General features: G+C 72.4%; 22 protein-coding genes. 14 read left to right on the top strand and 8 right to left on the bottom strand.

Annotation, left to right across the window (positions count from 1 at the left end; genetic code table 11):
- Positions 1-91: 91 nt before the first annotated feature.
- The 4 genes from ADK66_RS18280 (at position 92) to ADK66_RS18295 (ending at position 4,048) form a co-directional block, all read left to right on the top strand.
- Positions 92-1,129: a zinc-binding dehydrogenase gene (locus ADK66_RS18280; RefSeq protein ID WP_053656849.1), complete on the top strand. Its 1,038-nt coding sequence runs from the start codon at positions 92-94 to the stop codon at positions 1,127-1,129.
- Positions 1,130-1,951, top strand: coding sequence for a sugar phosphate isomerase/epimerase family protein (locus ADK66_RS18285; protein ID WP_053656851.1), 822 nt, complete (start codon positions 1,130-1,132; stop codon positions 1,949-1,951).
- Positions 1,948-3,285, top strand: a complete 1,338-nt coding sequence (locus ADK66_RS18290; protein WP_053656853.1) for a hypothetical protein — start codon at positions 1,948-1,950, stop codon at positions 3,283-3,285. Before ADK66_RS18285 ends, ADK66_RS18290 begins: the two co-directional genes overlap by 4 nt.
- A 142-nt stretch (positions 3,286-3,427) precedes the next feature.
- Positions 3,428-4,048 (top strand): DUF2267 domain-containing protein, encoded by a 621-nt coding sequence (locus ADK66_RS18295; RefSeq protein ID WP_053656855.1) that lies wholly within the window; start codon positions 3,428-3,430, stop codon positions 4,046-4,048.
- Positions 4,049-4,159: 111 nt separating this feature from the next.
- Here the strand turns inward: ADK66_RS18295 and ADK66_RS18300 are convergent, their stop codons facing one another.
- Positions 4,160-5,476, bottom strand: coding sequence for a hypothetical protein (locus tag ADK66_RS18300; RefSeq protein ID WP_053656856.1), 1,317 nt, complete (start codon positions 5,474-5,476; stop codon positions 4,160-4,162).
- A 52-nt stretch (positions 5,477-5,528) separates the two neighbouring features.
- The gene (locus ADK66_RS18305) at positions 5,529-6,044 is read right to left on the bottom strand and encodes an NUDIX hydrolase (RefSeq protein WP_053656858.1); all 516 of its coding nucleotides are present in this window, start codon (positions 6,042-6,044) and stop codon (positions 5,529-5,531) included.
- 62 nt (positions 6,045-6,106) lie between these two features.
- Between ADK66_RS18305 and ADK66_RS18310 the strand changes: the two genes are divergently transcribed.
- Complete coding sequence (locus ADK66_RS18310) at positions 6,107-6,598, top strand: type II toxin-antitoxin system PemK/MazF family toxin (RefSeq protein WP_053656860.1); 492 nt, start codon at positions 6,107-6,109, stop codon at positions 6,596-6,598.
- A gap of 112 nt (positions 6,599-6,710) precedes the next feature.
- On the opposite strand, the gene ADK66_RS18315 is transcribed toward ADK66_RS18310, so the two are convergent.
- Positions 6,711-7,364 (bottom strand): GGDEF domain-containing protein, encoded by a 654-nt coding sequence (locus ADK66_RS18315; protein WP_053656974.1) that lies wholly within the window; start codon positions 7,362-7,364, stop codon positions 6,711-6,713.
- A 265-nt stretch (positions 7,365-7,629) separates the two neighbouring features.
- Here ADK66_RS18315 and ADK66_RS18320 point away from each other — a divergent pair, with 265 nt between their 5' ends.
- Both ADK66_RS18320 and ADK66_RS18325 read left to right on the top strand, forming a co-directional pair.
- Positions 7,630-7,869: a DUF397 domain-containing protein gene (locus ADK66_RS18320; RefSeq protein WP_053656862.1), complete on the top strand. Its 240-nt coding sequence runs from the start codon at positions 7,630-7,632 to the stop codon at positions 7,867-7,869.
- Positions 7,870-8,008: 139 nt separating this feature from the next.
- A complete protein-coding gene (locus ADK66_RS18325; protein ID WP_157552628.1) occupies positions 8,009-8,896 on the top strand; it encodes a helix-turn-helix transcriptional regulator in 888 nt (295 codons plus the stop codon).
- Here the strand turns inward: ADK66_RS18325 and ADK66_RS18330 are convergent.
- Positions 8,884-9,297 carry a helix-turn-helix domain-containing protein gene (locus tag ADK66_RS18330; protein ID WP_053656866.1) on the bottom strand — a complete coding sequence of 138 codons (414 nt, stop codon included), beginning with the start codon at positions 9,295-9,297 and terminating at the stop codon, positions 8,884-8,886. The genes ADK66_RS18325 and ADK66_RS18330 overlap by 13 nt on opposite strands.
- Before the next feature lie 76 nt (positions 9,298-9,373).
- On the opposite strand from ADK66_RS18330, the gene ADK66_RS18335 reads away from it, so the two are divergent.
- From ADK66_RS18335 to ADK66_RS18350, 4 genes are all read left to right on the top strand, one after another.
- A complete protein-coding gene (locus ADK66_RS18335; RefSeq protein WP_053656868.1) occupies positions 9,374-10,306 on the top strand; it encodes an NADP-dependent oxidoreductase in 933 nt (310 codons plus the stop codon).
- 81 nt (positions 10,307-10,387) lie between these two features.
- Positions 10,388-11,452, top strand: coding sequence for a LacI family DNA-binding transcriptional regulator (locus ADK66_RS18340; RefSeq protein ID WP_053656870.1), 1,065 nt, complete (start codon positions 10,388-10,390; stop codon positions 11,450-11,452).
- 2 nt (positions 11,453-11,454) lie between these two features.
- Entirely contained in the window at positions 11,455-11,658 is a 204-nt protein-coding gene (locus tag ADK66_RS18345) for a hypothetical protein (RefSeq protein ID WP_053656872.1), read from the top strand.
- A gap of 122 nt (positions 11,659-11,780) precedes the next feature.
- Complete coding sequence (locus ADK66_RS18350; RefSeq protein ID WP_053656874.1) at positions 11,781-13,391, top strand: serine/threonine-protein kinase; 1,611 nt, start codon at positions 11,781-11,783, stop codon at positions 13,389-13,391.
- 4 nt (positions 13,392-13,395) lie between these two features.
- On the opposite strand, the gene ADK66_RS18355 is transcribed toward ADK66_RS18350, so the two are convergent.
- From ADK66_RS18355 to ADK66_RS18365, 3 genes are read right to left on the bottom strand one after another with little or no spacing between them, the layout of a single operon-like run.
- Entirely contained in the window at positions 13,396-13,893 is a 498-nt protein-coding gene (locus tag ADK66_RS18355; protein WP_053656876.1) for a DinB family protein, read from the bottom strand.
- Between the two features lie 34 nt (positions 13,894-13,927).
- Positions 13,928-14,368 carry a VOC family protein gene (locus ADK66_RS18360; RefSeq protein WP_053656976.1) on the bottom strand — a complete coding sequence of 147 codons (441 nt, stop codon included), beginning with the start codon at positions 14,366-14,368 and terminating at the stop codon, positions 13,928-13,930.
- A 48-nt stretch (positions 14,369-14,416) separates the two neighbouring features.
- A complete protein-coding gene (locus ADK66_RS18365; protein ID WP_053656879.1) occupies positions 14,417-15,238 on the bottom strand; it encodes a helix-turn-helix domain-containing protein in 822 nt (273 codons plus the stop codon).
- 87 nt (positions 15,239-15,325) lie between these two features.
- Here ADK66_RS18365 and ADK66_RS18370 point away from each other — a divergent pair, with 87 nt between their 5' ends.
- Positions 15,326-15,667 carry a DUF1330 domain-containing protein gene (locus ADK66_RS18370; RefSeq protein ID WP_053656881.1) on the top strand — a complete coding sequence of 114 codons (342 nt, stop codon included), beginning with the start codon at positions 15,326-15,328 and terminating at the stop codon, positions 15,665-15,667.
- A 98-nt stretch (positions 15,668-15,765) separates the two neighbouring features.
- Here the strand turns inward: ADK66_RS18370 and ADK66_RS18375 are convergent, their stop codons facing one another.
- Positions 15,766-16,464, bottom strand: a complete 699-nt coding sequence (locus tag ADK66_RS18375) for a carbon-nitrogen hydrolase family protein (RefSeq protein WP_053656883.1) — start codon at positions 16,462-16,464, stop codon at positions 15,766-15,768.
- An 82-nt stretch (positions 16,465-16,546) separates the two neighbouring features.
- On the opposite strand from ADK66_RS18375, the gene ADK66_RS18380 reads away from it, so the two are divergent.
- Positions 16,547-17,341, top strand: coding sequence for a DedA family protein (locus ADK66_RS18380; protein WP_053656885.1), 795 nt, complete (start codon positions 16,547-16,549; stop codon positions 17,339-17,341).
- 1,059 nt (positions 17,342-18,400) lie between these two features.
- Positions 18,401-18,790: hypothetical protein (locus tag ADK66_RS18385; protein ID WP_053656887.1), on the top strand; the 390-nt coding region annotated here is incomplete at its 3' end.

Raw genomic sequence — 18,790 nt, forward strand, 5'->3', positions numbered from 1 at the left:
CATGCCGGATTCAACCCCTTCGATTGATCAATGACAAGACATATAGCGATTTTTTGCTATCCTGGAGCCCAGTGCTACCGGGATGTGACACATGGGCAACTGGGTCGTCTCCCTCGCCGGGCCTCGGCAGATCAGCCTCGAGCCCTGCCCGCCGGATCCGCTCGGCCCCGGCCAGGTCCGGGTCCGTACCTGCTACTCGGGCATCTCGGCCGGCACCGAGCTGACCCTCTACCGCGGCAGCAACCCCCGGCTCAGCAAAGACTGGGACGACGCCGCCCGGATGTTCGTCCCTCGGCAGACCCCGGTGCCCTACCCGCTGATCGGGTTCGGCTACGAGGAGGTCGGCGAGGTCGTCGAAGCCGCGCCGGAGGTCACCGACCGGCACCCGGGGCAACTGGTGTGGGGCATCTGGGGGCATCGCGCCGAGGCCGTGCTCGCCGCCGACGCCGTCCGTCCACTGCCCGCCGGCCTGGACCCGCTGGCCGCGGTCTTCGCCCGACCCGGCGCCATCGCGCTGACCTCGGTGCTCGCCGCCGACCTGCACCTCGGCGACTGGGTGGGCGTCTTCGGCCAAGGCGTCATCGGCCTGCTCGCCACCCGCCTCGGCGTACTCTCCGGCGCCCGGGTGGTGGCCGTCGACCGGGTGCCCACCCGCCTGGAGTACGCCGCCCGCTACGGCGCACGGACCACTGTGGACGCCAGCGTCGCGTCCGCCGCCACAGTGCTGCGCCAGGCCACCGGTGGCCGGGGCGCGGACGTCTGCCTGGAGCTGTCCGGGGCGTACCCGGCGCTGCACGAGGCCATCCGGTCCACCGCACACGCCGGCCGGGTCGTGGCCGCCGGCTTCTACCAGGGCCAGGCCGACGGGCTCGGCCTCGGCGAAGAGTTCCACCACAACCGCATCCAGTTGGTGGCCGCCCAGGTCTCCGGCCCCACCCCCGCGCCGAGCATGGCCGGCCGGTGGACAGGCGATCGGGTGGCCGAGACCTTCATGGAGCTGGTGGCTGAGCATCGGGTCGACCCGTTGCCGCTGGTCAGCCACATCGTCGACGCCAGCGCCGTCGCCGACGCCCTCGCGCTGCTCGACAGCGGCGCCGGTGACGTCCTCCAAGTGGTGTTGAGGTTCTAGATGACCACCATCGCGCTCGCCTGCCAGGAACAACTCCTGCCGGGCACCGACCTGATCCAGAAGTACGCTCTCGCCACCGCCCTCGGCTACCAGGGCATCGAGCTGCGCGGGCGCGGCGACGGCGCGTTCGCCCGCCGGCTGCCCGAGCTGCGCCGCGCCCGCGCCGCCGGGGTGGTGATGCCCACCGTCTGCGTCGAGATGGACCACTTCATCGGCGACTTCGACCCCGCCCGGTCCGCCGACGCCGTCGCCAACCTGCGCTCCCAGCTGTCGGTGATCGCCGAGCTGGGCGGCGTCGGGGTGATGACCCCGGCGTCGTGGGGGATGTTCTCCCGCCGGCTGCCACCGTTCGAGCCGCCGCGTCCGCCGGCCGGCGACCGGCTGGTGCTCCTCGACGCCCTCGGCGAGTTGGGCGAGCACGCCCGGGCCGAGGGGGTCACCCTCTTTCTCGAACCCCTCAACAGGTACGAGGACCACATGGTCAACCGCCTCGACGAAGCGGCAGCCCTCTGCGCGGCGGTCGGCGTGCCATCGGTCCGGGTGGTCGCCGACACCTTCCACATGAACATTGAGGAGGACGACGTGCACCGGGCACTGCGTGCCGCCGCGCCGTACCTCGGGCACGTGCAGGTCAGCGACTCCAACCGCTACCAGCCGGGTGCCGGGCACCTGGACTGGCCGGCGCTCGTGCGAACCCTCCTGGAGCTTGACTACCGGGGGTGGCTGGCGTTGGAGTGCCGCCTGCGCGGTGACCCCGTCCGGGCCCTGCAACAGGCCGCCACGGTGCTGCGACACGCGCTGCCCCGGCGGGCCGCGGCATGACCGCCGCCCCGACCCGCACCGGCGGGCCGACCGACCTCGGCGCGCTGCGTCAGCTCGCCGTCACCACCCTCGACGCCAACTGGGAACACGACCACACAGTGCCGTCGCGCACCCTCTACCCACACCAGTGGAGTTGGGACTCGGCGTTCATCGCGATCGGCCTGGCCCACGTCCGCCCCGAGCGGGCCTGGCGGGAGCTGGCAAGCCTCTTTCGGGCGCAGTGGGCCGACGGGCGGGTGCCGCACATCGTGTTCAACCCCGCGCTGCGCGTCGGCGCGTACTTCCCCGGACCGGAACTGTGGCGCTCCACCGACGCCCAGGGGGCGCCCGCCGGGCACACCTCCGGCCTGGTCCAGCCGCCGGTGCACGCCCTCGCCGCGCTGCTGGCGTACCGGAGGGCACCCGAGCCGGTCGGCCTGGCCGCCCTGCATGAGCTCTACCCGGCGCTTGTCGCCCAACAGCGCTACCTCGCCGACCGGCGGGACGTGGCCGGCGACGGGCTTGTCTGCATCGTGCACCCGTGGGAGTCCGGGCTGGACAACAGCCCCGCCTGGGACGACCCGATGGCCGCCGTACCCGCCGAGGCGGCGGTGATGCGCGCGTACCGTCGGCACGACACCGCGCACGCCGACGCCGCGCACCGCCCCACGGACCTCGACTATGCGCGCTACCTGGCGATCGTCGCCGCCTACCGCGACCACGGTTACGCCGACCGCGCGCTGGCCGACCACCCCTTCCTGGTGGAGTGCCCGCTGTTCAACGCGGCGTTCGGGGCCGCCGAACACGCCCTCGCCGAGATCGCCGCGTTGATCGGCGCCGACCCTGGGCCGCACCGGGTCCGCGCGACCCGGATCACCGAAGCATTGGTACGTCGGCTGTACGACCCGGCGACCGGCACCTTCCAACCCCGCGACGTGCGTGCCGGACGGCTGCTCGGTGCGCGTACCGTGCTCGGGCTGACGCCGCTGATCCTGCCCGACCTGCCCACCGCACAGGCCGACGCGCTTGTCGTCGAGGCCCGCTCGGCGCGCTTCGGGGTGGCCGCGCGGATGGACCGCCCGCTGCCCAGCCACGACCGGACCGCACCCGACTTCGAGCCGCTGCGCTACTGGCGCGGGCCGAGCTGGCTGAACATCGGCTGGCTGATACGGCGCGGGCTGCTCGCGCACGGGCACCCCGAGTTGGCGGCTGGGCTGCGCCGGTCGATGATCGGGCTGGTCGCCGGGGCGGGCTGCCACGAGTACTTCCACCCGGACACCGGCGCCGGCCTGGGCTCGGCGGCGTTCGGCTGGACCGCCGCGCTCGTGCTCGACCTGCTCGCCGACGAGGTGTAGCCCTCCGTGTCGGCCCTAGCGACGGCGGCCAGCGCCGTTTGCCGGCACCGGCGACGGTGGCCCGCGCTGGCAGCGTCCTTTGCCGGCACCGCCTGCGCTGGCAGCGCTGTTTGCCGGCACCGGCCGTGGGTAACCGCCGGGCGTGACCGACAGCGCGGGCGGCAGCGGGTTTCCGCACTTCATCGACGCGGTGTCCCGACGGTCCGGCCTGCCGACCGAGCAGGCCGCCGCCCTCGCCCGCGCCGTACTCCAGACGATGGCCGAACGCGTCACCGGCGGTGTGCCCGACGACCTGGTCGGGCACCTTCCGGACCAGGTGGACGGCTATCTGAACGACTTCGCGCCGCCCCCGCCGTCGGATGTGTCGCGCCCCCCCTCTGACGTGCCGGGCCCGTCCTCGGATCTGCCCGGCTTGCCTTCGGATCTGGCTGGCCTGCCCTCGGATGAGGTCGGGTTGGCCAACGGCCCGGCCGGTGGTGTCGACGGGGCGGGTGCCGGCGTCGACGGGTTCGACTCCGGCGTGGGTCTCGAAGTCGGTGGGCCTGCTGTGCCCCCGCCTCAGGTGGACGCCGGACCGGCGGAGTTCCTCCGCCGGGTGGGTCAGCGCGCCGGGGTGGACCCGGCTACCGCACGGGCCGGCACCGGGGCGGTCTTCGCGACCCTGCGCGAGACGGTGACCGTACGGGAGTTCCGCGACATGGTGGCACGACTGCCAGGCGATGGCGACGCCACGACCGGCCCGCCCACTCTGCCCGACATCTGACGCCCTGGGCTCGCGGGTAGATCCACTCGGGTTCCTTGAAATCGCGGTATCCAAGGCCCTTGGATACCGCGATTTCCAAGAAGCCGAGTGGATCGTGGACGGCGAACGCCGTCAGGCGCCGGATAGGTCCTCGGGCTCGGCGACCCAGGCGGAAAAGACCGGCACCCCGTGCCACGACGAGCCCCCGGCGCCGCCCGCTCGGGTGTCGGTGGCTACGGCCACCACGGCGTAGGGGTGGCCGAAGCGCAGCTCGGCGATGCGTGCCACGCCCTCCGGCGGAAGACTCACCGTCCCGAACATGCCGGTCACCGCCGCAGCCTCGAAGCCGTACCGGTCGTAGCGGGCCATCGCCACCTGCCGCGCCTCGAAGCCCCGCACTGGCTGGCCCAGCGCTCGTGCCAGCGCCGCCGTGGCGGCCGGGAAGCCCAGCGACTCGGGGGTCAGGTCATGGTCGCTGCGGGCCGACCAGCAGGGAAGCACCGCGCTGTGCCGCTCTTCGCGGCCGTCGCGGGCCCGGGTCCGTACCTGCTCCTCCCGAATCGTCCACAGGGGAGTATCGCCGAGCGGGAGGTCGAACAGGGACCGCCGTCCGTCCGGTTCGGCGCCGTCTACCAGGCCGGCGCTGAGGTGGTACGCGGCGGCCAGCACGTCGGCCGGCGGCACCTCCGGCGCGGCGGCGACTGAGAGCACCACGAGCCCCGCCCCGTCGGCTGTCTGCGCCGGGGCGGCATGCATGACCACGTCACCGGCCCGCGCGGTCGTCACGATTGCGCACCGGTGGCCGTGCCCCGGGCTGCGCAGGACTCGGCGCAGGTCACATGCCCAGACGCTGCCGGGGCCGAGCGTACGGGCGTCGGCTACCTCGAACGGCTCGGCCCACGAGATCCGCGTGGCGAGAGCACTGGCGAGGGCGAAGACAACGTCCGGGCTGACCTTCAGCGGGAAGGTCTCGATCAGCCCGTCGGTGTGCTCGCGCGCCCACGCGTCCAGCCCAGCCTGATCGGGTAGCGCACCCACCTCGGTCGTCGCGGGCAACGCCGCCCGCCACCCGGCCGTACCGTCGAGGTTCTGACCCGGTCGGTGCCACAGCGCCGTTGCGGACGCGACCAGCGGATGCGGCGTGTCCAGCAGCGCGCGGGCGACCCCCGCCGCGGTGAGCAGGTCCGTGCCCAGAGCCGCCGCCAGCCGATCGGCTGCCGCCTCAGATCCGGCCGTCGAGTCGGAACTAACCGCCGGGTAAGAGCCACCTGCCGGGTCGGGGCTGCTCGTTCGGTCGGAGCTCACCGCCGGGTCGGGGTTGGCCGCTGCCGCGCTGAGGGCGAGCAGCAGCCAGGCGCCGAGCGGGGAGGCGACGTGGTGCCGGTCGCCGATCGTGGTGTGCAGCCGCTCGGCGTACGCGGACAGCGGCCCGTGCAGGTCGGTCGTCATGCCCCCACTCTGCCTGCCGCGCTCCGGTCCGGCATCCTCACCGGCGGTCGGGTCACGACCACAGCTCGAACGGCTCGTCGATGCTCTCGCCGGCCAGAAACGGCGTGATCAGCTCAGGGAGCCGGCCGGGGTAGAACCGCCTGGAGCTGGCAACGACCTCCGGCAGCGGCCACCATCGGAAGCCGAAGTAGTCCTCCCGCTCGTAGTCGAGCCGGTGTGCCTCGTCCACGTCCGGCCCCGGCCCGGCCAGCCGCACCGCGACGACCACCTCGTCCTGGACGTGACGCAGCTGTCGGTGCAGGAAACTCGCTCGCCGTCGCCAGGTCGGTGCACCCACCTGGTCGCCGGTGACCACGATGCCGGTCTCCTCGCGCAGTTCTCGGACGGCGGTGTCGCGGTACGTCTCGCCGGGGTCCATGCCGCCGCCGGGCAGCTCCCACCAGGTGCCCAACCGTGGATGGTCCGGGTCGCGGGTGTGAAACAACAACACCCGGTCGTCGGCGTCACAGACCACCACACGTACCGCGCGCCGCTCCCACACCGGCAGGTCGTCGGGCACGTCGCTCATCGGGCCAGTCTGCCGCAGCACCGGCTCCGGGCGCTCGGACCGGGGCCGGTAGGCTGCCCGCCGTGGCTGGTCTGTTGAGGAACGTGGCGCAACGCATCTCCCGGGTCGGCGCGGCGATCCCGTCGCCCCGACGGTCCGGGCCGGCTCCCGCACGGGTGGCCCGTCCCCGGCAGGTCAGCGCGTTGCAGCGGCGGGAGCTGACGTACGCCCCCGAGCAGGACGGCCACGCCGACCCGGGGGAGATCGTCTGGACCTGGGTGCCGTACGAGGACGACCCTCGTCAGGGCAAGGACCGTCCGGTGCTGGTGGTGGGACGGCACAGCAGGACCCTGTTCGGGCTGATGTTGTCCAGCCAGAGCGACCGGGACGGGCAGCGGCACTGGTTCGCGCTCGGCCCGGGCGAGTGGGACCGGGACAACCGGCCCAGTTGGGTCCGGCTGGACCGGGTGCTCACCATGCGCGAGGACAGCATCCGCCGGGAGGGCGCCGTGCTGGACCGGCCCCGGTTCGACCGGGTCGGGCAGGCGCTGCGCGCCGGCTACGGCTGGCGCTGACCGTACGCCGGTAAAGGTCGACCCTGGTAAAGACCAACCGCAGTAAAGACCAACCACAGTAAAGACCGACCCCGGTACAGCCGCCGGCTTGAGCGTCCAGGCGCGGGTACGGTCAGCGCTCCACGAGGCGGGTACGGTCGGTGAGTTGGTGGGCCGGGCGGGCGCCGGAGAGGCTCTTCGCCTGGTACATGGCCGCGTCGGCGCGGCTGAGCGCCTCGGTGAGCTGGGCGGGGCCGGTCACCGGGGCGAGCCCGACGGAGGCTGTGACCCGGACGCTGCTGCATCCGCTGAGCCGGATCGGTGCGGCGACGGTTTCGCTGAGCCGGCGGGTGGCGTGCTCGATCCAGCGCCGGTCGACGGTCGGGCTGGCGAGCAGGCCGGCGAACTCGTCACCGCCGAGGCGGGCGACGAGGTTGTCCCCGGCGAAGCCGGCCAGGCGGTCGGCGACGCTGATCAGCACCTGGTCGCCGGCGGCGTGCCCGTACCGGTCGTTGATCTGCTTGAAGTCGTCGAGGTCGAGCACGATGGCGATCAGCGGCTGGCCGGCGGCGTCGGTGAGGAGCGCGGCAGCGAGGCGGTAGAAGGCACGCCGGTTGGGCAGCCCGGTGAGTGGGTCGTGGCTGGCGGCGTGCCGTTCGGCGGCGAGCTCGGCCTGGAGGTGCTCGATCTCGGCCTCGGCGCGCAGCGCCCGTCGGCGCAGTTGCCAGGAGGACAGCAGCGCTCCCGCCGCACAGATGCCGGAGGCGACGCTCATCGGATCCGGCACGAGACCTCCCATCGCCGCGACCGCCTCCAGCCTCGGTCGACGCGGCGCGGGTGCCGCGTCGGGCCCATTTCTCCCCGTTGGTGCCCACAGTGGGGTCACTCAAAGTGAACGGATAAGCACCGTTCACGTGCGTTATCATGCTCGCCGTCCGGTGCAGATGCAATAGCAGATGCACGTGCATACGTCCGATGTCGATACCGCACCCTCGCCGTCAACCGCTCCTCCCACGGGCACCGGCGGGCTCGTGAGCAGAAAGACGCCTCCCATGCAGCAGCCACCCAATGGCGTTCCGATCCATCAGTTGCCCCCGCTGAGCTGGCTGAAGAGCCGTCGCAGCAACCCCAGCGGCAACTGCGTCGAAATCGCCGAACTGCCCGGGGGAGCAGGCATCGCCGTCCGCAACTCCCGGCACCCGGAGGGACCGGCGCTGATCTACACAGTGGACGAGATCGCCGCCTTCGTACTCGGCGCCCGCGACGGCGACTTCGATCATCTGATCAACTGAGCGCTCCGACAGGCCGGTCCCGGGAACGGGACTGATTCACCGCTCCGGAGGAGTTCATCTCACCGACGGTCCATGGCATGCTTACACGTCGGCCGGGCCGGATGCCCGACCAAGTGGTCGGTATACCGGAGGCCCGCACGTGACGATGGTTCCCGCCGAGGGCGGCCCGACAACGGGGCCGACAGTGCTGCGCATGTTGCTCGGTGCCCAACTGCGCCGGCTGCGGGAGGCCAGCGGGGTGACCCGCGAAGGCGCCGGCTGGGAGATCCGCTCGTCTGAGTCGAAGATCAGTCGGATGGAGCTGGGTCGCGTTGGTTTCAAGGAACGCGACGTGGCCGACCTGCTCACCCTGTACGGCGTCACCGACGGGCAGGAGCGTGAGTCGCTGCTCAAACTCGCCCGGGACGCCAACAGTCCAGGGTGGTGGCACCGCTACGGCGATGTCCTGCCCAGCTGGTTCCAGTCCTACCTGGGGCTGGAGGCTGCGGCGGCGCTGATCCGCAGCTACGAGGTGCAGTTCGTGCCCGGCCTGCTGCAAACTCCGGAGTACGCCCGCGCGGTCGTCCTGCTCGGGCACAGCGCGGCGGACGTGGCCGAAATCGATCGCCGGGTGGCGTTGCGGATGCAGCGCCAGCAACTGCTGCGCCGCGATCGTCCGCCGCAGCTCTGGGTAGTGGTGGACGAGGCGGCGCTACGCCGGCCGATCGGTGGCGTCGAGGTGATGCGTGGGCAGCTCGAGGCGCTCATCGAGGCGACCAGGTCGCCCCACATCCGACTCCAGGTCATCCCGTTCGCGGCCGGCGGCCACGCGGCGGCCGGCGGCGCCTTCACCATCCTGCGCTTCGGCGACCAGGAGCTGCCCGACATCGTCTACATCGAACAGCTCACCAGCGCCCTCTACCTGGACAAGCGCGACGACCTCGACTACTACGCCGTCGCCATGGAACGGCTCTGTGTGGAGGCCGAACCGCCGGAGCGCACTCCGGAAATCCTCGGCCGGCTGCTGAAGGAGGCCTACCCGCACTGACGCGTGCCCGTGTCGTCGTAGCGGGCTCGGGCCTCGTGCACCTCGGCGATGTGCGTTTCTGCCCACGCCTTGATGGCCCGTTGCACGGGCAGCAGGCTCTCGCCCAGCGGCGTCAGCTGGTAGTCGACCCGGGCCGGCACGCCAGCGGTCACCGTCCGGCTCACCAGGCCCTCGCGCTCCAGTTTGCGCAGAGTCTGGGTGAGCATCTTCTGACTGGCCCCGGCGACGGTACGGGCCAGCTCACTGTGCCGTAGCGGCCCGTCGGCAAGTGCGCTCACCACGAGGGTCAGCCACTTGTCGCTGAGCGTCGCCAGCACCTCGTGACCGGGGCATTCGGCCAGGAAGGCGTTGTAGCGACGCCGTTCCCGCTCGCGTCGTTCGTCGGCGGTCATGGTGGCCATGGCGTACCTCCCGGTGCCCAGGGCACCCGAAGGTGCCTCCTTCCCGCCGGAGACTAGCGCTCCTAGCGTCGCCGGTATGAGAGCTGTGATCGTCCGCCGGTTCGGCGGCCCCGAGGTCCTCCAGATCGCCGACGTGCCCCGACCGGAGCCGGGGGTCGGCCAACTGCGGGTACGCGTCGCCGCCGCCGCGGTGAACCGGATCGACCTGTCCACCCGCAGTGGAGCGTTGAGCGCGGCGGGCCTGCTGCCACCGCTGCCGGTCGTGGCGCTGGGCTGGGACGTCGCGGGGGAGGTGGACGCGATCGGTGCGGAGGTGCGGCGGTTCGCTGTGGGTGACGCGGTGATCGGGCTGCGGGACGTCCTCTCCGCGCCGGGTGCCCAGGCCGAGTGGGTGGTGCTGGACGAGGACGCGGTCGCGGCAGCCCCGCGTACCGTCGCCGCGGAGGTGGCGGCGACGCTGCCGCTCATCGGTCTCACAGCGGCGCGGTCACTCGCCCTCACGGGACTGGACGCCGGGCGGACGCTGCTGGTCACCGGGGCGGCCGGCGGGGTGGGTGGTCTGCTGCTCGAACTGGCGGCGCTGCGCGGTGTGCGGACCGTAGCGGTGGCCGACCCACGGGACGAGGAGTTGGTACGCGGGCTGGGCGCCGACTGGTTCGTGCCGCGTACGGACCGGTTGGGCGCGGCGGTGCGCGCAGTGGTTCCAGGTGGGGTGGACGCGGTGGTCGACGCCGCGGTCGTCGGCGTCGCGGCGCACGAGGCGCTGCGGGGCGGGGGAACGTTCGTGGCGCTGGTGGCGCCGTTCGCCCCACCGCCGTTGCGGGCCACCCGGGTCGTCGTTCAGGAGGTCTGCGCCGACGGCGCCCGGTTGGCGGAGTTGTCAGCGCTTGTCGACAGCGGCCAGTTGAGCCTGCGACTGGCCGACCGGTTGCCGCTGGCCGAGGTGGCGGCGGCGCACGAGCGGCTGGCCGCCGGAGGTCTGCGGGGGCGTCTGGTGCTGGTGCCCTGAAGGGTCGCTATTGACCGACGCCGACGTGTCACGCTAATCTCTGGATCGATACAGTTCTGAATCGATCCAGAGGGGTGCCGGGTGAGGCCAACACTGCAAGCCGTCGCGGAGGCCGTGGGTGTCTCCCGCAGCACGGTGTCCAACGCCTACAGCCGCCCCGACCAGCTCTCCGCCGCCCTGCGCGAGCGGATCCTCGACGCCGCCCGGCAGCTCGGCTACCCCGGTCCCAACCCCACCGCCCGCTCCCTGCGTCGCGGCTTCGTCGGCTCGATCGGGGTGCTGTTCACCTCGCAACTGTCGTACGCCTTCACCGACCCCTTCGCGGTCCGCTTCCTCGCCGGGGTCGGCTGCGCCGCCGAGCGGCACGGCACCAGCATGCTGCTGGTGCCGCTGCCGCCGGCCCAGACCGACGCCCGGCGGGCGGTGGAGAACGCCGCCGTCGACGGCTTCTGCGTCTACTGCGCCGCCGACGAGGAATGGGCGCTGGACGTGATCCGGGAGCGTGGCCTGCCGTTCGTCACCACCGCGGCCCGCGAGGACGCCGGCCCCGACGACCGGTTCGTCGGCATCGACGAGCGCGCGGCGGCCTACCGCATCGCCGCGCACGTGGCCGGCCTCGGCCACCGCCGGGTCGCCCTGCTCGCCGACGCCGTGCTGCCCGACGCGTCGACCGGCCCGGTCACCCTGGCCGGGGCGGACGAGGTGTGGCATCCGACCACCCGCGACCGGCTTGCCGGCTTCGCCGACGCGTTCGCCGAGGTCGGCGTCGACTGGGGCGAGTTGACGCTGGTCAGCGCTGCGGGCAACAGCCGGGCCGCCGGAGTCGCCGCCGTCGCCGGGCTGTTCGACAGGCCCGCACCGCCGACAGCCGTGCTGGCCGGCTCCGACGTGCTCGCCCTCGGCGTGCTCGACGCGCTGGCCCAGCGGCCAGGTAACACCAACCCGCCGGTTTCGGTGACCGGCTTCGACGACATTCCCGAGGCCGCGACCGCCGGCCTCACCACCGTCCGGCAACCGGCCGAGGAGAAGGGCCGGATCGCTGCCGAACTGCTGCTCGACCCACCCACGGACCCCGCAGCCGGTCACGTGCTGCTGCCCACCGCGCTCATCGTCCGGTCCTCCACCGGACCTGTCCCGAGGAGTTGACCATGGAATTCCCGACCGGATACGTCACCGCTCTCGACGCCATGAACCGTCACGTCAACTCGGCCCGACCGGACGCCCCCGTCCAGGTCGAGCGGCCCCGCCGGGCGCTGCTCGCGCCGACCCGGCAGGCCGCCGCCGGTGTCCTGCACCGGCTCGCCGACCGGATCCAGCCGCGACCGGTGCCGTCCACCCCCCGCTGCTCCTGACCTGCCCGTCAGGCCCGGTGCCACCCGCGCAACACCCCATTTCGGTACGCGGGGAACGGGCGGGTCGGCACCGGGCGGCGCGGGTGGTCGAGCGGGGAAGGGCCAGGCAGACTGGTGAGGCCATGTCACAGTTCACGCCTGCCCTCCGCCTCCACGACCGCTACGTGCTGCACGAGCGGATCGGCCTCGGCGGCATGTCCGAGGTGTGGCGGGCCGACGACGAAGTGCTCGGCCGGCCCGTCGCGGTGAAGGTGCTCGCCGGGCAGCTCGCCGCCGACCCGCACCTGATGGCCACCATCCGGCGCGAGGCCCGCGCGGCCGCCCGGCTCACCCACCCGCACGTGACCCAGGTGTACGACTACGCCGAGGCGACACTGGCCGGCGGAGTGGTAGTGCCCTACCTGGTGATGGAGCTGGTCGACGGGCACAACCTCGCCGATCGCCTGCGGTCCGGGCCGATGCCCTGGCCGGAGGCGGTCCGGGTGGCCGGGCAGATCGCCGCCGCGCTGGCCGCCGCGCACCGCATCGGCGTGGTGCACCGGGACGTCAAACCGGGCAACGTCATGCTCACCGACACTGGTGCCAAGGTGCTCGACTTCGGCATCGCCGCGCTCGGCGGGCTCGACAGCCGATCCGGCGAACCGCTGATGGGCACCCCCGCCTACTTCGCCCCCGAGCGCCTCGCCGCTGGCCCACCCGACCCGGCCAGCGACGTGTACGCCCTCGGCGCGCTGCTCTACCGCCTGCTCACCGGCCAGGCGCCGCTGCCAGTGCAGAGCTGGGAGGACGCCCTCAGAGTGCACCGGCAGCGCACGCCGGTGCCGCCGCTGCGGGTACTCGGCCTGCCGGCCGACATCGCCGAGCTGACCCTCACCTGCCTCGCCACCGATCCGGCCCACCGGCCGAGCGCCGCCCGGATCGCCCGCCGGTTCGGCACCGCGCAGCCTGTCGAGCCGGAGATGCTGGGCTTCCCGCACTCGGCGGCAGCCCATCCGCCCACCGAAATGATGCGTCTCCCGTCGCCGGCTCCGACGGGCAACCGGTCCACGGAGATGGCGCACGTCCCGTCGTCGACCCAGGCAGTCCACCCGCCCACGCTCATCGACCGCTCGGCGACCCCAGCGGCCCTCGCGCCGCCGGCCACCCCGCCGCCGGCTACCGCGCCGGCCGCTACCGCGCCGGCGGGCACCGCACCCCGTCGGCGTCGGTCCCGCCGGCCGCTCGCCGTGCTGACCGCCGCCGGGCTCGCGGCAGTGGTCGGGCTCGGCGCGCTGCTCACCCAGGGCCCCGACTCGCCTGAGTCACCCGATACCTCGCAGCTCGCCGCCCCGTCCGCCACCAACTCCCCGACGCCCTCGCCCACCACACAGTCGCCGAGGCCGACGTCACCGGCCGCGCCGCCGCCCACCACCAGCGCACCGACTCCGACTCCGACCCGGACGTTCGGCCAGCAGGTGCCGGTGAGCCTGTGGCAGGTGACCGGCGAGTTCACAGCGGTGCTTGCCCAGGCGCAGGCGCGCGGCGACATCGACCGCAGGACCGCCGAGGACCTGCGCGACGACCTCGCCGACCTGGGCAGCCGGCCACGCGACCGCGCCCGCAACATCGCCGACCTGCGGGAACGCATCGCCAAGCTGGTCGAGCGGCGCGAGATGTCGGCGCGTACGGGCGCCCAGCTCGACGCCCTGCTCACCCAGGCGACCACTGCCGCCACCGGCCGCACCGACGACTGACGCGCTACTCGGCGAGGATCTGCTCGCGGAGGATCTCCGCGTGCCCGCAGTGCTGCGCCAACTCCCGCAGCACGTGCAGATAGACCCAGCGCAGCGGCAGCGGCCCCCGCCGGTTTCCGCGCAGCACGTCGTCCAGACCCAGGGCGGCCGTCGCCCGGCGGGACGCCGCACACGCCTCCCGGTGTGCTTGCCGCACGCTGGCGATCGTGTCGTCGGCGTCGAGGAGGAACGAATCCTCCGACGACTCCGGTAAGCCGATCTCGGCGCGGGACCGGCACGTTACGGCCTCGTCGAACCACACCTTCTCGACGAACGTGACGTGCTTCACCAGGCCGAGCAGGGTCGTACGGGACGGCACCAACGACAGGCGCGCCTGCTCCTCGGTCAACCCGTCCAGACAGCCGTCGAGCGCGTTGCGGTGCTCGTCGATGAAAGCCTCGAACTGCTCATGTGCGGAAGCGCCGACCACGTCGGAGGCGAAGGTCACCGGAAGGGACGTCATGACCGCAGCCTAAGGCCACCGGCCGGGACGGTGTTCAACCGAAGGAGACCAGGGCGCCGCGCTCGTCGAAGCGGGCCGTTCCCGCCCATGCGACCTCCCAACGGTTGCCCTCGGGATCGGCGATGTAGGCAGAGCGCCCACCCCAGGGCCGGTCGGTAGGCTCGGCCACCACCGTCGCACCCGCCGCGACCGCTGCGGCGAAAGCCGTGTCGACCTCGGCCCGGCTGTCGACGTTGCAGGCCAGGGTCACCCCGGACCAGCCGCCGGTCGGACCGGGCACGCCGGGTGCCGCCTCGGCGGCCAACTCCGGCAGCGGAAAGAGCGCGAACAGAACGCCGCCGAGCAGGAACGCCGACCAACTGTCGTCGCTGCCCGTCGACTCGGGCCAGCCCAGCGAGCGGTAGAACGACCGCAGCCGGCCCATGTCGCGGGCGCCCACTGTGACAACTGACAGTCGGGAGGGAAGTGCGTCCATGACACCGCTCCTGCCCGGCGCGTACGACATGTCGGCACCCACCGTCCGTCAGGGACGGTGAGCGGCTCCCGGGCCGGCGAGGGCCTGAAGCGACGCGGTGGTCGCCGGATCGGCCGGGAAGAAGGCCTCGACGGCCAATCCGGCGACTGTGACGTCCAGCGGCGTACCGAAGAGGGTGGTGGTGCTGAGGAAGGACATCTCCCGGCCGTCATGGCGGTAGCGCAGCGGAACGACGATGCGTGACACGGCCGTGCTGATCGGCGTCTCGTGGGCGTCGTCGCCGGGGTAGCCGCGAAGCTCCTCGTGCAGGTCGTACAGGATCGGGTCGTTGCTCGTCACTGCCTGCTGGCGCAGCCGGCTCAGCAGATGGGCGCGCCACTGCGGCAGGTTGAGGATGCGCGGAGCCATGCCGTCGGGGTGCAGGCTGAGCCGCAGCACGTTCACCGGAGGGCTCAGTAGGCGGGGGTCCGCGCCAGCGGTGAACAGGGCCACTGCCGGATTGGCCTCGACAAGGTGCCAGTGCTTGTCGACGAGCAGCGCTGGGTACGGGCTGTGAGCGTCGAGGATCTGCCGCACTGCCGCGCGTACCGGGTCCAACTCCGGATCGGTCAGCTCGTGAGTGGAGTACGCGGGCGCGTAGCCACCGGCGAGCAGGACCGTGTTGCGGGCCGCCAACGGCAGGTCGAGCTGCTCGGCCAGCCGTAGGATCAGCTCCGGACTCGGGCGCGACCGCCCGGTCTCCACGAAGCTCAGATGCCGGGCCGACACCCCCGCCTCGATCGACAGGTCGAGCTGACTCATCCCGCGGGTTCGGCGCCAGTCGCGCAGCAACTCCCCGACGCCGCGCGCGGGCCCTGCCGTGGTCGTCACGCCTCGACCCTAGTGACAGCGGCTGCGCACGAACCATTACCTGCGAGGTAATCGACAGGGCACCGGCAGCCTCGGGACCATCTCCCCATGACCGCGTACGGACTTGCGCATCTGCGCACCGCATCCACCCACGCCGACGTGCTGGAGTACCTGCGCCGCATCGACGCCACCCTTGCCCCCTTCGGCGGCCGGTTCCTCGTCCACGGCGGCAACGTCGAGGTCCTGGAGGGCACCTGGCCGGGCCATCTGGTGATCATCGAGTTTCCCGACCTGCCCACGGCCCGCGCCTGGTACGACTCCAGCGACTACCAGGAGATCAAGCCCTTCCGGACACGGCACATCGCCGGCGACGTGATCCTGGCCGACGGAGTCGAGCCCGACCACAGTTCAGCCGAGCTCGCCGCGAGCCTTGCCCGCCAGAGCGCGTGACGGCCCGCCGCCAGCCTGGCCCGCCGAAGCAGGTGACGGCTCGCCACTAGCGAGGCGAGGTGACGGAGGACTCCGTTTCGCCGGCTGGCCCGGTGCCGTCAACCGATGTCGGCCCGGGCCAGCGAGCCGGGCTCGGTGCCCGCCTGTGCGTGCACCTCGCCCGCAGGTGACCAGATCGCCGACCCGCCGGCCGCCTCGGTATAGCCACCACCCGTCGACCCCGCGAAGCTCGCCACCGCCACCCACACCCCGTGCGTCGTGGCGATCCGCCGCGCCCGTCCGTCCGTCACCGCCGCGTCGCACGCCGACTCCAGCACGCCCGCCGCGTACACGTCGATCCCCAGCGCGGCCGTCTCCGCCGCGTGCGCGGCGACGCCCGTGTCCTTGCAGATCGCCAGCCCGACACGCCAGCCGTCCACATCCAGCACCGCCGGCGCGTCGCCCGGCCGGAACCGGCGGGCCTCCACGTCCCCCAGCCACATCTTCCGGTACGCGATCGTCACGCCGTCGCCGGTCACCGCCAGCGTGGCGATGTGCTCACCGGCCACCGGCGCGCCGGCCAGCGCGAGGGTGCCCGTCTCGGCGCACGCCTCGACCAGCGGCGCCAACCGGGGATCCTCGACCGACACGACAGGCCCCTGCAACTCGTACCCCGTCAAAGACAGCTCCGGAAAAACGACAACCCGGGCGCGCGCCGCGCGGACAGCGGCGGCGTGCGCCCGCGCGTTCTCCGCGACATCCAGAGGTGCGCACGGAGGTTGCGCCGCCGCGAGCCGCAGTGGGGTACGGTGCTGCACGCCTCCTCCGGAAGGGGAGGCGTGCTCGGTCGGGCGGTGGCCCGCGTGGCCGACTCTCAGGAACACTTCGTAGCGTGGGGGCATGATTCGAACGTCCCACGCCGTGCTCGCCACCGGAACCCCCGCCGCCGCGGCCGAACCGCCACAGGATGGCATCGTCGGCTACGTCACCGACCTGGTGGAACGACTCGGTGGGCCGGGCGCTGGCCTGGCGGTGGCACTGGAGAACCTGTTCCCGCCGATCCCAAGCGAGATCATCCTCCCGCTCGCGGGGTTCGTGGCCGCGCAGGGCCGGATGAGCCTCGCCGGGGCGATCTTCTGGACGACGCTCGGATCGGTGGTCGGTGCCCTGGCGCTGTACTACATCGGCGCGTCACTGGGGCGTGACCGAACGCGCGCCATCGTGCAGCGGCTGCCGCTGGTGAAGCTCAGCGACGTGGACCGGACCGAGGCGTGGTTCCTACGGCACGGCGTGAAGGCCGTCTTCTTCGGCCGGATGATTCCGATCTTCCGAAGCCTGATCTCCATCCCCGCCGGGGTGGAACGGATGCCGGTACGGATCTTCCTGCTCTACACCACGCTCGGCAGCCTCATCTGGAACAGCACCTTCGTGCTGGCCGGCTACCTGCTCGGCGACAACTGGCACCTCGTCGAGGGCTACGTCGGCATCCTCCAGAACGTCGTCATCGTGGTCTGTGTGGCCGGCGTGGCCTGGTTCGTCGGGTCCCGCGTACTGCGCGCCCGCCGCGCGGCCCGCAACCCCGAGCCCGTCGTTGAGGTCACTCCCGACCCGATCCCCCCGACGCCGGGAGTGCCCGACCCGAGTGGGCGCGGAACGCTCTACCGGAGCGGCTCACAAAACCCCCACGAGCACTGATGTAACGGCAGCGCCAGGCCGGGCCCGGGTGGCTGCGTGGTCGGGGCGGGAGTGCGCGGGTGGGCGCTGTCCGGTCCGGGCGTAGCTGCGTGGTCGGGCTGCGCTGTGGGTGAGGGTGCGCTGTGTGGCGTGGGCGCGCTGTGTGGCGTGGTGCGTTGCCTGAGTTGGATGCGCTGTGTGGTCGGGTGCGCTGCGCGGCATCGGCGTGCTGCGTGAGCTGGCGTGCTGCGTGAGCTGGTTCGCTGCGCGGCCTGGGTGCGCTGTGTGGCTGGTGCACGGCGCGGCTGGGTGCCGGCGCGGTGTCCTGGCCCGCTTTGCCCCCGTATGGGTGGTCCCTAGAGTCAGCGTCTCAGCCCTCCGCCCTCCTTTCAGCGCGGGTTGACCGCACGCAGCCCTTGATCGACTCGGGTTCCTTGTAGTCGGTGTGTCCGGCTGGGGTGGATGCCCCGGTTTCAAGGAACCGAGTCGATCATCGCCTGGGTGCCCGGTTCGGTCGGCGTCCGCAGGCGTGGTGTGGGTGGTAAGTCCACTGGTGGGGGGTTTCGGGGTGTGACCGGTGGCATCCTCAGGCCGGAATCGTGGCGGCCCCGGCCGGGTTACATACCCTGACGATCGCAGTACGGCCGACCGCAGGCCACCCCTCACGGGGAGGATGCACTGCTCGGCCGGAAGCGCTGCCCGGCCCGCTCGACGTGGTCGGAATGCGCGGCCCGGCCCGGTGGTTACACACTGGCTGAGCGACCGCACCAGCGGCGGGCGATGCCCGACGTTCGAGAGCAGAGCCCGCGCCAGCGACTCGCCGGCACCTCAGGGACTGACCCACGGACTTGACCTACGGGCTCGTCCAATCGGCTTTGCGAAACGATGGCCGACCCCGGGAATGGCCCCGGCCCCCGGGTGGTTACACATGGACCGGCCGCTAGAGGCGCCCCCGCGCCCGGCCGCCGTGAATGACTTTCCCCCCTTTGTTGTTTGTGCAGCGCCGGACGAGGTGCTGACACCCGTGCGCCGCCCCCCGGTGGTGTGTGGGTGTTTCCTACCCCCGAAGGAGCTACCCCCATGAACACGATCATTCGTAAGAGCATGTTGTCGGTTGCTGGTCTCGCGTTCGCCGGTGGTGTTTTCGCCGGCCCCATCGCTGCTCACGCCGCCACCCCGGTGGATGGCAAGCCCGTCGCGGTCGCGGTGCAGGCCGGCAAGCCTGACACCGGCAAGTTGATCCCGCACGGTACGCAGGGCGCGCAGTCCCGGATCGCCCTCAACGACGAGCAGACCGCCAATGTGAAGGCGATCATCGCTGCGACGAAGAAGGCTGGCATGCCTGAGCGGGCTGCGGTGATCTCGATCGGTACGAGCCTGCAGGAGTCGAAGCTGGAGAACCTCGGCCACCTGGGTGACCGCAACGACCACGACTCGCAGGGCTTGTTCCAGCAGCGTCCGAGCTCGGGT

Source organism: Micromonospora sp. NRRL B-16802, from assembly GCF_001279555.1.
In the GTDB taxonomy this organism is placed as follows: Bacteria; Actinomycetota; Actinomycetes; order Mycobacteriales; family Micromonosporaceae; genus Micromonospora; species Micromonospora profundi.